General features: G+C 44.6%; 9 protein-coding genes. 2 read left to right on the plus strand and 7 right to left on the minus strand.

Annotated elements, in window-relative coordinates; translation table 11 throughout:
• Positions 1–160: 160 nt before the first annotated feature.
• Together R7Z47_RS02960 and R7Z47_RS02965 are read left to right on the plus strand one after the other, a co-directional pair.
• Entirely contained in the window at positions 161–1,603 is a 1,443-nt protein-coding gene (locus R7Z47_RS02960) for a diguanylate cyclase domain-containing protein (RefSeq protein ID WP_017635871.1), read from the plus strand.
• Between the two features lie 333 nt (positions 1,604–1,936).
• Positions 1,937–2,827 (plus strand): RNA polymerase sigma factor RpoD/SigA, encoded by an 891-nt coding sequence (locus R7Z47_RS02965; protein WP_318129810.1) that lies wholly within the window; start codon positions 1,937–1,939, stop codon positions 2,825–2,827.
• A 26-nt stretch (positions 2,828–2,853) separates the two neighbouring features.
• On the opposite strand, the gene R7Z47_RS02970 is transcribed toward R7Z47_RS02965, so the two are convergent.
• The 7 genes from R7Z47_RS02970 to R7Z47_RS03000 form a co-directional block, all read right to left on the minus strand.
• Positions 2,854–3,228: a hypothetical protein gene (locus R7Z47_RS02970; protein ID WP_262606509.1), complete on the minus strand. Its 375-nt coding sequence runs from the start codon at positions 3,226–3,228 to the stop codon at positions 2,854–2,856.
• Positions 3,229–3,333: 105 nt separating this feature from the next.
• Positions 3,334–5,472, minus strand: coding sequence for an ATP-binding cassette domain-containing protein (locus R7Z47_RS02975; protein ID WP_318129813.1), 2,139 nt, complete (start codon positions 5,470–5,472; stop codon positions 3,334–3,336).
• Positions 5,469–7,055, minus strand: a complete 1,587-nt coding sequence (locus R7Z47_RS02980) for an ATP-binding cassette domain-containing protein (RefSeq protein WP_033906826.1) — start codon at positions 7,053–7,055, stop codon at positions 5,469–5,471. Before R7Z47_RS02980 ends, R7Z47_RS02975 begins: the two co-directional genes overlap by 4 nt.
• Positions 7,045–8,469, minus strand: a complete 1,425-nt coding sequence (locus R7Z47_RS02985; protein ID WP_262606508.1) for a TolC family protein — start codon at positions 8,467–8,469, stop codon at positions 7,045–7,047. The genes R7Z47_RS02980 and R7Z47_RS02985 overlap by 11 nt, the downstream gene beginning before the upstream one ends.
• The gene (locus R7Z47_RS02990; protein WP_137283122.1) at positions 8,444–10,675 is read right to left on the minus strand and encodes a response regulator; all 2,232 of its coding nucleotides are present in this window, start codon (positions 10,673–10,675) and stop codon (positions 8,444–8,446) included. Before R7Z47_RS02990 ends, R7Z47_RS02985 begins: the two co-directional genes overlap by 26 nt.
• A 3-nt stretch (positions 10,676–10,678) precedes the next feature.
• Positions 10,679–12,028, minus strand: a complete 1,350-nt coding sequence (locus R7Z47_RS02995; protein WP_017821587.1) for an HlyD family type I secretion periplasmic adaptor subunit — start codon at positions 12,026–12,028, stop codon at positions 10,679–10,681.
• Positions 12,029–12,037: 9 nt separating this feature from the next.
• Complete coding sequence (locus tag R7Z47_RS03000) at positions 12,038–12,406, minus strand: hypothetical protein (protein WP_031777210.1); 369 nt, start codon at positions 12,404–12,406, stop codon at positions 12,038–12,040.
• Positions 12,407–12,426 lie beyond the last annotated feature (20 nt).

Consider the following 12,426-nt stretch of genomic DNA (forward strand, 5'->3'; position numbering starts at 1 on the left):
TTCAGCGAACCAGGCGTTGAAAGTACCAATTAAGTACTAAAACTTACTAAGTTAGATTCATATCAATAAGCGTCACTTCCTGTCTTATGCAACTCTACTATATCTTTAGTCTAATCAAACAGCCGAGATTATGGTTTAAAAAGACTGGTGAGAAGTAGGTATGTCATCGACGAGTTATGGTACTTATGGTTGCAAATGTAAAAAAGCGTGTGCTTCTTTATTACTACTGTGGCTGTCCATTTGTCCGATGGCGCATGCGCACAAATCAGAGTCTCATTCTTTAATTGTTGCTAACTCCAAAGCGTGGAAGCCGTTCTCTTACCTTAGCCCAGATGGTGAACCTAAAGGTATTTTAATCGACTTTTGGAAAGAGTACGCGGCGAACAACCAAATTGACGTTCAGTTTCTCCTTTTGGATTGGGATGCTTCTTTGCAAGCCGTAAAAGAGGGTAAGGCTGACTTTCACGGAGGACTTGTCTACTCGCCCGAAAGAGCGAAGTATATGGACTTTGGCGCCGTCATAATGCCTATCCAAACCAAATTGTACGTAAATAAAGATGTACTTTCGGTTGATATCAGGAGTGTTTTAACTGGCGAAATGACGCTGCCAATTGGCGTTGTTAAAGGAAGTTACGAGTCTGAGTTTGTTCAGACGAATTATCCGAATGCACCTATCGCAGAATACATTAACAATGATTCGATGATACAAGCCGCCGTCGATAAAAAGGTGCTGTACTTTGTTGCAGACCTGCAAGTTGCTAACTTTTATATGGCAACCACGCCGGGAGCGGGTATGTTTGTCCCGACAATTAGCTTATATAGTAAAGATCTTCGGATTGCAGCAGGAATGCACAGTGCAACTTCCATTTTAGAGGTATCAAGAGCGTTTGAAAAAGTCATCGATACGGATCGTGAGCGGATCCTCACCCGTTGGAGTGTGGTGAAAACGGTTTATCCACTTTATCTTTTCCCTATTGCTATTTTCATTATGGCGGTCGCAACGCTTTATCATATTTTTGCCCTCAAACGTATGGTTGCTCTTCGGACAAGGCAATTAACGATTGCCAATCAGCAATTGCTGGAGATGACGTTGACGGATTCTCTCACAAAGCTATACAACCGTAGACACCTTATTGAGCAATTGGCGCTACTGAATCATTTGAAGCGAAACTTAACGGTGATGGTGTTTGATATTGATGATTTTAAATCAATCAATGATCGATATGGCCACCTTGCTGGAGACCGAGCAATAGTTGCCATCGCAGAAGCCGCTAAGTCGATGACTGATGACCGAATGACATTGGCGAGAATTGGAGGAGAAGAGTTCGCACTCGTTACGTCTTCTCTGTCAGAGCGAGAAGCACTCAATTTTGCCAATATGCTCTGTAAAGCAGTTTACGATCAGCCTGTTATACTGGGCGGACAAGCAATTCATTTGAGTATCAGTTTGGGCTGTGCTTACTATCCTGAGTTTACCCACATCGTGAGCTTGCAAGATGCTGACGAGTTGATGTATCAAGGTAAGTCTGAAGGAAAGAATCGTGCAGTTTTCCAAGTTATAACAGACTGTCAGCTTCAACCTGCGCTTCGTCAAGTGAATTAGATCTCGCTAATTCAACTGATACTTCAAACCATCCTCAAGCCTCAAAGTTTTAGTCAGAGTAACGTGGTAAGCGTTAACGATCACGTTGCGTTGTTTTCTTTGAGGCCAATTTGCGTACAAATACTTGCACTTTCATATATATAACCCCCCACCTGCTCACGTTTTTATCATAGAAGCAGTAATTGTTTTAAAGTGATAAGTGATTTCTTGGTAAAGATCAGAACCCCTGTCTACACTCAGTGTAAAGTAATGCATATAAAGCATGATGCATACAGTGTTGTACAAAAACAATTAAAGAAGATAAGAAATAAGTTGGCTTGAGAAGGACGGGGAATGAACAACGAATGCTTTGCTAGGTTCCGAGCTGTCACGGATGAACTGTCAATGAAAGAATCGTTGTCAGTTGGGAAAGACCCTTATGCTCACTATCTCAAAGATATTGTGGGGATTGATTTGTTGTCTCGTGAAGAGGAGTTGCATTACGCCAAACTTAATCGAGCTGGTGATGAAGAAGCGCGCGAAATGTTGATTGAGTCTAATCTTCGACTTGTTGTGAAAATCGCAAAAGGTTACCTCAAACGGCCAGGCAATAACTTTACTCTGCTTGATTTAATAGAAGAAGGTAACATTGGTTTGATAAAAGCGGTCGATAAGTTCGATCCTGAGCCAGGCTACCGTTTTTCTACTTATGCGGTATGGTGGATTCGCGAGAATATAGAAGCGGCATTAATGAACAATGGCCGCACGGTACGTTTACCTGCTCATGTGTGCAAAGAGATAAATAGCCTGGCTTTAAAAAAGCTCGATGCGTCAAAAAGTGAGAGCAAGGAGTTGTCTATTTCTGAACTCTCACGCTGCTCAGGGGTGAAAGCAGAACGTATAGATGAACTTGTTGCTCTAAGTGGTTTTATTGATGTATCGACCACTGCGGACCTACATCGTGTTCCATTTGTTCTTGAACTGTGTGAAAGTGAGTATACGCCAGATCCACAACAAGACTGTGAAAACCAGTGCTTTACTCAAGCTATTGAAAATATTATTAAAAATTTGCCAATTAAGTTGCAGAAAGTCTTGATCCATCGATTCGGATTATTTGACCAGAGAGTGAAAACCTTGTCGGAAATAGGCCTGTTATTAAACGTATCTAACGAGCGTGTTCGTCAGATGCAGATAGAGGCGGTTGAACGCGTGCAGAAACGTCTCCGATTCGATGGTTGGGTTTAAGATTTTTAGCCCCTTATCCTAGCTGATTAATTTACTGGCTTGCTACTCTGTTCTTCCGTAAGTAACAGCAGCTCAAGCTGTGCTTTAGCTGCTGCCTCCAATCTCCATACACTCAATAATCGGTCAAGTGCTGCGCGATAAGTACGACTTTTGAGTAAAAAAGCGAGCGTACTTGTGTAGTTGTTTACGACTTGCGCTTGTGTCTCGACTAATGCGGTTTTGTTTTCGATGTCGATGTGTTGAAGGTTAAAGTCAGGAAGAAACGCACACTCATACCATACCTCTACAATTTCACGAATTTCGAGTTCTTCTTCAGGCACATCGAAGTCTTGTAACTGGTAGTTTTCTGGTATTGTTGATAAATAAACCACATCCAATTTGTCTGCAACAAATGTATACATCGGATTCCTTAGTGTACGCGCTTACAGAGTAAATAGTCTCATCGTTTACATTTTTGTCAATGACCGTGCTCAAGTATGAATGATGAACCACACCACATTCCGAACTTAACTTAGACTTTTTAAGTACTTATCGGTTAACCCGAAATATTTCAGGTTGCCATCTGGCTCCAAGACTAAGCTCATGTTGGATGTAGAGATCATGCCCGGATCATTCGTTGAGAAAATAACGGTCTTATTGAGTAGTTTGTCGCTGAATAACCGCTTGAAGTAGTGCGAGTTTTCTTGCTCAGCACCATTAAATGGCTCGTCAATGATAATCAAAGATTGTTCGCAGTTACCTAGCCCTAATGCGAGCCGCAGTCTTTGTTGAATACCATTTGGTAAACTTTTACAGATATCAACGCTCAATTGAGTGTCCAGGCCTTGTGGCAACCATGTATCGAGCTCAAAGAAACTCACCATTTCACGCATTTTTTCTGTTGGGATTAACCCATTATGCAAGATGAAGTTAGTCTCCAAGGAGCCTTCAAAAATATGCAGGTTAAACGGGATGTAGTTAATCGAGGTTCGATAGCGGTAACTGTTGAACTGTTTGATGTTATAACCGTCCACCGAAACTGAGCCTTGATAGCGTTCCTCTAGCCCAGCGATAATAGAAATGAGCGTCGTTTTACCGCAACCTGTTGGTCCACAAATCACGACTTTTGCGCCCGGTGGAATTTTAAAACCAAGATTAGTTAAGCCTGTTGCTGCACCACTATAACGATGGCTCACACCAGAGCCGACGATACTACCTTGAAAGAGGCGAATAGGGGGGCTTTTCTCTAACGTTAGCTTATCGTCATTCATCGCCATAAGGTTGTTGATTTGCGCAGAAGACGCCTTAATGGATTGGAACTTAGAAATAGAGTTGTAGATGCCCATAATAGGCCCCAACGCCTTCCAGACTAAAATTACGGTAGCAAGCATTGCACCTGCATCGGAGGTGCCGTCCATCACGCCGATAACGGCCGCGACGATACTTGCGGTACCAATAACCTGAATCAAACTCCCGCCTGCTGCCTGAACCCTGCTATTAGTCACTGAAACATGTTCTGCATCGTTTGTGCTTTGTAAATGTGATGCGCTAAAGCGGGACTGGATAACACGCAATAATGGCAAGCCTTGGATGGTTTTTATACCACGAAGAATCTCATTCCATTGGTAAGAAACCATGGCGTTGGCGCGAGAGCTCTTGGACGTGGCTTGCGAGTAGATGTAACGAGAATAAACACAGAACACCAACATTAGAATCAACCCCGCCATAACGACTAGCGCTGCGGTACCAGACATAAGAGCAATGGCAATAATGAATACGATAACAAACGGCATGTCGAAGTAGCTTAATGTTGACTCTGCGGTTACCAAACGGCGGAAAGTGTCGATGTCCTTCAATCGTGCTAACTGAGAAGAGACACCAGCGGTAGATGTCATCGAATAAGGAAGCCACAACAGTTTGGATATTACGTTTTGAGAAATATGCACCGCCAAGTCCTTTCCTGATGTGGCGATGATGTTGACCCGCATTTTCTTGAAAAAGTATTCCGAGAACACAACAATCACAGCAAATAACGTGAGCCAATAAAGCGTGGCTTGCGAGCTAGAGGTTAAGGCGAAGTTGTACACACTCATAATAAAAAAGGGCTGGAGTGCGCCGAGAATGCTGACCACGAAGCTGAGAATAATCAGGCTTTTGAGTTCATTGTTGTAGCGATAAAACGCGTATTTAATCCAGTTACTGCGGTCTTGAGATTCAGGTGGCGGCTCTCGGAATAAGCGGGAGTATTCGCTGATCGACACCAACAAGCACGGCTTCTTGCAGAGCGGGTATTCAATGGTGTTGTTATTGGTGTAATCAAACAGGATCAGTTTGCCGTCTTTGGTGCCCAAGAAAATCGCAGTGAGGTTTTCTATCTCAATAAAACAAGGATGAGGGTGCCCCTCGATGTGCTCCAACGTTTTTAATTTGGTGACGTCACAACGGTAACCAAGACGTTCAATGGTGGCAATAAAACTGTCGCTGTCTTTTGGTTTAGGGATAAAAGCGTCACTGAGGATAGAAGGTGTGCCTTCCCATTCAAGCGCTATGAGGGTGTAAGCTAAACCACGAATCAAAGGTGACTCATTGTATCGCTCGTCATAACTGCGAGCCTCAAAGTCCAACAAGCGCTGAGGGACATTATTAAAATCAACCAAAATACTCATTGGTCACCTCCGGTAAGTTTGACGCGTTTGAGGCGATGATTGAGTTTGTCCATCTTGTTGCTGACGATGATGAGGATTTTGTCGTTGGCGCGATAGGCGGTGCTGGTCAAAACCAATCGAGCAAAGTCGTCATCATAAACACAGTCGATGTCGTCGAAGATCAACACACGTTTGTTCGCGAGTAAGGCACGCACTAACAACAAGGCATAAGCGACTTGGCGCGAGAATGGGTTGCGTAAATGTCCTTTAAGCTCGGTGTAAAAACCAGCGGGAAGGGCATCGATTTGTGCCTTGATGTTCATGGTTTCGCAAAGCGCAAATGCCGTGTTATTTAAGCTCGGGCGGAAACAAGTCAAGTTGTCGATGATGGTGCCTTCGACGAACGAACTGGTTTTGTCGACCATGAGCACGCTATTACGCCAGACGTTGTAGTTGACGTCATCGAGCGGTGTCTCGTTGATTTGGATATCGAGCTTGCTGTCGGTGTTTTGCCGCGTAATGCAATTGGCGAGGTGGGTTTTACCTGCGCCGCTTTTCCCCGTCAGCAAGTAAGCCTGACCGCGTTCAAACTCAATGCGTTGTTTTTCCGAATACTTCACCGAGATGCGCTCGACTTCCGTCGTGTCGTTTTGTTGTTCTATAGATGCAGCAAGCTCAAGCAGCTCGGCGATACGTTGAATATGAAGCTTGTTCAACTCCCATCGACTCACCGTGCGCATTACTTGCTGGTATGGCGCGAAGTAGCGGTTGGTAAGCATGATGATGGCAGCCATGATGCCTTGGCTCGATTGCATGTTGATAACTGCCGTTGCCAAAACCACCACCACACAAGCGATGGAGAGCTGTTGTATGAGCGACAAGATAAGGTTGAAGTTTGATTCAATTTGCTCGTATTTGATGTTCTCGACTTCACGTTCTTCCACCATTTGTGTCATCAAGCTCTCAACGCGATATTCCATATTGCGCGCTTTGATATCGAGTGGGCTAGAGATGATCTCGATGATTTTAGAAGTAGTTAAGCCTTCGATGTCGGATTTGTTTTCTAAGCTGTTGATTTTCTGCTTGGAAAGACTGAGTGCGAACACCGCCAAAATGATGGAGGCGAGCAAGATGGTCACTCCCGCCCAAATGTTGATCACACCGATAATCAGAATGGTCAGTATGCTGACGGCAAGGTTGATCAATGCCCGTACAGATTCTCCGCCAAAGAAGGATTTAATCTCTGGAATGGTCGCAATACGCTCTAGGTATTCACCGGGTTCTAGACGACGAAACTTCGATATCTCAGCCAAACAGATTGATTGAAACACCTTGTTGGTTAAGTTGGTTTCGAACTGCTTCATGATCACCGACGAAATCTTCTCTTCCTGATTTTTTAAGTGATAGTCGAGGAGGATGGTTATTAAGATAATGGCAAACAGAAGAAACAGCGTGTCTTTGGCTTGGTTAGGTAAAACTCGGTCAAAAATAATCAGTATCGAAAAGGGCAGCACTAAACCAAACAGCGTGGAGATGACCGTTGAGAAAGTCAGATAACACTTGTCAGCAAAGTTAATCTTCTGGGAAAAGTGCTCAGTTTGCATTGCGACCTCCTTTCTTAATCGATGGTTTGGAGAGAAGGTGTTTTGGAACTAAGTCTTGATTGCTTCTGCCTTCGATATCGCCCATCAACTGCATGATGCTTTCGATGGATTGCACCGACAGCATGCCTTTGATTTGCTCAAGATTGATCGATTCAATGATGTAGTCATAACGCGCGCTCTCGTAATCACGTAGCGCGCTAAACAGTTTACTTTCCGCTGCCAGTAAGTCGGTAATGGTTCGCGTACCAAGCTGATAGGCGCGTTGAATGCCTTTGTAGGAAGCGTAGTTGGCACGGATGATGTTCTCGTAACTGCTAATAGCTCGGGAGAAGTCGTTAATGTTGAGTACTGAGGTGTTAACGCTATTGCGCGTCGCGAACAATGAATCTTGGTATAGCAGCTCGGTTCGCTCGATGGCAGTCGACGATTTTTGATAACCGTAGTAATCCGAACCGCCGGAGAAAATTGGCACATTCAAGTTCAACCCGACGCTCGTCGAGTTACTGTCCCCTGTTGCGGTTGGGTCGGTTCGGTCATAGTTGTTCGCATCGTCGTAACGGTAACTGGCAGAGAGCGATACGGTCGGCACAAAGTTTGAACCGCTTTCTTTCAAGCCTCTTCGGCTGCGCTCGACGGTTTTCTTCGCAACCAATAAGTCGTTATTGAGCTTCAAAGCTTGTTCAAGAATCTCACGTTGTTCGGATTCGCTGATTTCCTCCAAGGGAACACTTTCGTAGATGTCTTGTGATGGGGTGACTGGGTATTGAACTTGAATCTCTAAACCGTTCAAAATTACGCGCCGGTCTTTCTCTAAGGTTCTTAAGCGATTGGCAATGCCTTCTTTCTGGGCAATTACCTCATACAACTCGCTCGCCGCAGTGTTGCCAAGTTCCACGTTGCGACGCATTTGGCGCTCACGTGTTTCAGACGATTTAAGTTCTACTTGGGTGGCTTTGATTTGCGCGTTGTTTTTGAGGTATTCGAAATATTGCGTCGCGATTTCAGAAATGGTGCTCTGGATTTTGTTCTCGTGTTTGATTTCCTCAATGTTGAAATCCAGCTTCGCGGTGCCGTATTTGAAGATGTCGCCAAGGTTAAACACCGATTGCGATAAAGACACGCTGTAGCTATTTGAGTTGTAGCTAGAACGTGTATCCGGTGTTCCCGTTAATATGGTTTCGTTTTCATTCCATGTGGTATCAGCAGCACCGTTTAAAGAGGGTAGAAACTTAGAACGGCTAATGTCGATGTTGTATTCGTTTTCTTTCACGCCTTTGTCACTAGCGCGCAGAGATAAATTGTTTTCCAAGCCGAGTTTGACCGCCTCAAGCAAGGTGGTCGCCATTGCCGAAGGAGCGTTGCTCAATGTAAGCGCTGCCAATATACAGCTAGTTAAGTTTCTGTACCGCCACATACTTGTTGATCACCTTGATGATTTCGTCGTTTTTATAAGGTTTGCTGATCACGTAATCCATTCCAGCTTCGATACAAGCTTGGTGTTCATTACTGCTGGTCAATGCTGTCGCACCTATAATGGTGCAAGGGTTCTGTCCGCTCTCTTGTTCGTATTGTCGAATGCGTTTGGTCGCTTCAATGCCGCCCATGCCCGGCATGATGCAGTCCATAAAAATGATGTCTGAGCGCTGATTCATGAAATGCTGAACGGCGTCTGCGCCATCGCCAACGGTGTCGGCTTCGTATTCTTGCTTGCTCAAAATACGTTTGAGTAGAATCTGTTGAACACGGTCATCCTCCACAATCAGGAATGAGCTGTTCTCCATCTGTTCTTCAGAGGCTTCCGCTTCCATGATTGCTAATAGGTTAGGGATGAACTCATACGGAATCGCAGGGGAGTTCAGAATCTTGTCGACAAAGGTATGGCTCTCTTGTGCTTGCTGAGTGCTAGTGACTGAAAGCAACAACTTGGTGTTCGGGTGATTGCGCAGTTGCGATTTCACCGTTTTGCTCAGTGAGGGCAGCTTGTTTGGCTCGAACGTGTCGGTCAGCATGATGGCATCGTATTCGCCAAAGGTTTTTGCCGCAGAGAAGAGTTCGTTCGGCGTTCGAATTGGCGTAATCTCTAAGCCCAAGTTGACTAACATTTTGTTCATCACATCAATGCGCAGCTGAGAGTTGGCACACAGTAATAGGCGCTTATTGTCGAAGCGAGTTTTCTCGGTGTGGAAGCTTTTGGCTTTCAAATCGAGCTGAATTTGAAAACGTTCCTGATTGCCCGATTGATACCAATGGCTCTCGTAATAGCCATAATCTTTCAACACGCTTTTCGCCAAATCGTCTTTGGTTGCAGTGTGCTGTTTATGGTCGCTCCAGTGTAGGGTATTGAGCTTGGCAAGCGGCACATCCAGCGTGGTTAAGAAGTTTAGATTGATGGTCAGGCGGGTATTTTCAATGTCTGACGCCGCACCTGATTCAATGGTGACAAACAGTTTCTTGTCGGCTTTGAGTTGGATGGCATTTGATAGCTGTAGGAACAACACCCAGAATAAGCTGGTGGATTGTCCTTCAACACGGTTTGGTAAGTTATCTGAGATAAAGCAGTCTAGCTCACCTTCATTGCGCTGCACTTTTGAACTGATGTGAATCATCAATTCAGACAGTACATTCAGCAGTGAAAACTCTTTCGATTTGCTCTCGGTCCCTTGTGAAATGAGTCGGTTGTAGTTCTCTGCCAATTCAGACAGGGTATTGGCAGCCGAGGTTATATCTTGCGCCATCAACACTCCGCTCTCATCGGTCTCTTGAACGAGATATTGCACGCCGCCGTTAATGGTGTTGGTGATGCCACGAATCTCGTAACCAATCAGAGCATAGAGCTGCTTGTAGAGATCGTTATTGCGTTTTTGCTCTTCGAGTTTGCTGAAAATCAGTTTTAGGTGTGAGTAGATCTGACGCTGCTTCGGATTGATGCTCACTTCATTCAGCAACTCTTCCAACCTTTGTAAATCCAGTTGTTTGAGTTCTTGATAAAGCTCATCGAATTCTTGATCAATGTCACGCTCATTCGAGCTGGATTTTTTCAGTTTAAGGATTGCCACCAAGTTCGATAGCACTGCGATACCAACCAGTACGACAACGACCACAAACAACCAAATGAAGAACTCGTTTTTCTCCATCATTAGGTCGCTCGCATGGTTGTTAAATATGGTCCTGTAGTTGTCGTCCATTTGTAGGTAGTTATTGGTGAGCGAGAGGTACAGTGCCAACACATCGTCGCGTGTTTTTTGGCTGTCTGAGAAGCGATTGATTGCCAGTTCAAGCTGCGTGTATTCGGTCGCGCCCACCAAGCTAAACTCGGTTTTGTTGAGTGACGCGAGCGACTTAAATTGGTCAATTTCGTCTTTCAGAACCTCAAAATCAAGCTCTGTTGTACTGCAATAACGTGCGCTTAAACAGCGTTGAAGCGTTTGAATATCAAACTCGATAGTTTGGTTGAGCTGTTGAGCTTGAACCAAAAGAGGCGCGTTTTGCACTTTCTCGACTGAATCCACTTTTTCCCAAGAGATATACAAATAAAAGGCGAGGGCAGCCAGCATCAAGCTGAAAGCGATGCTTAGGCGCATAACAGGAACGGAAATATTGTAAGAAGGTTTGCTACTCATCCATCACCTCTCATCGAATGCGTCTTCGATAGCCGACATAACCGGCTTCGCTGCGTATTCGATCACCCGGCGTGAACCTGTTTTCACGTCTGCGGTAAACTCCATATAAGGGGACAGCTTGTATTGTGTGCCTCCGCGCTCTAGATAGTTTTGACTGATTTGGATTTCCGCGAGGTAGAATTCAGCGTCTTCTTCTTCATAAGAAGAACGGCTGATCGATGCAATTCGACCTTCCAAAAATCCGTATTTGGCAAAGTTGTAGGTATCCATCTTCACTTTGACCGCTTGTCCGATTTCTACAAAACCCATGTCTTTACGCGGGATCTTCGCCTCTCCGTGAAGGGCGTTATTGATCGGTGCAATGTCCGCGATGCTTTCACCTGGCGGTATCACAGCGGAGCGGAAGTTGAAGTGCACTTTATCTACTACACCGTCAATAGGGGCGTAAACCACGAGGCGATCCACTTTATCTGAGTGTTGAGGACGTAATATACGTTTCAACTTTAAGTCCTTGTTTGCTTGAATGATTTGTGCTTGATACTCGGCATTACGATTCTCCACCAAGTCTCGGTACTGCTTCTCTAGTTTGTCGAGTTGGAAGCGCTCATTCATGACCGACTCATCAAGGTTTTCTATCTCACGCACCATGTTTGACTCTTGAACCTGCATATTCAGAACATCGACGTAAGACGCCATTTCCTCTTTGTACAAGGTGTTCTTAATATTGAGCTGCTTGCGTATCAAGGAGAGCTGGTTCTCGGAGCTTTTACGGCGCTTGAGCATTGAATCAATAAGCGAATTCTTATGTTGGATATCGTGAGTGATCAACTCTTCATTGGAACGGTTTTTAGAAAATTCTTGCTGCCAGGTATTCATGTTGACTTGCACTAATTCTGGGTACTTTTCGATGTAGGAAGAAAAATCGGGTTCCACCATATCGCGCAGGCTTTCGTAACGAATCTTGTCTAGCTCAAGCTGAATGATCTCTGTGTTTACCGTATCAAGTTGAGTGTTTCTATCCAGAGAGCGAAGGCGTGCAATAGGTTGACCTTCATAAACCACTTCGCCTTTGCGCACTAGCATTTCTTCTAGAATACCGCCTTCAAGGTGTTGCACTTTTTCGATGTCAGATTCGAGCAATAGCTCACCGCGCACCGACACCACAATGTCGATACGAGCCTGAGATGCCACGGCGATAGCCACCATGGAAAGCAAAAAGATAACCAGCAAGGTTTTGTGTACGCTGGTCATTGCACTTGCTAGCACGATTGTATCGTCTGCTGTTACCTTCGAAGCTTCGTTGTTCGAAACAAGCGCCTTTTTGAGGTGATGTTCTATTTGCTTATTACTCATGAGCCACCCCTATGATTCACTACCTGTGCGGCTATCGATTGAATTTTCGATTTTTAACAGCTGGCTAATTTGTTTGTTTACGTTGTTAAGCTCGGTTTTAACGTCCTCGATCAATTCATTAGGAGCAGGGAAATGGTGTTTGTTTAAGTGTTCAAGCTTTGCCAATTTTGGTGGTAAGTCGTCATCACATAACAAGACGAGAATGGTCTTTAGTCTTTTTGAATAACATCTGAGTGCTTCAAAACGGTTTTGTTTATGCAGCATCTCAATATCAATCCCTGCATCACTGAAATCTTGGTAAAAATCGCCTAATAGCAATTGCAGCCCTTTATGGCTGTTGTCGACTGAGCGCAACAGATTTGTCATATTTATCATTATCCCACCGCACTAATTGCTTT

It is taken from the genome of Vibrio sp. 1641, from assembly GCF_033339995.1.
Taxonomy (GTDB): domain Bacteria; phylum Pseudomonadota; class Gammaproteobacteria; order Enterobacterales; family Vibrionaceae; genus Vibrio; species Vibrio alginolyticus.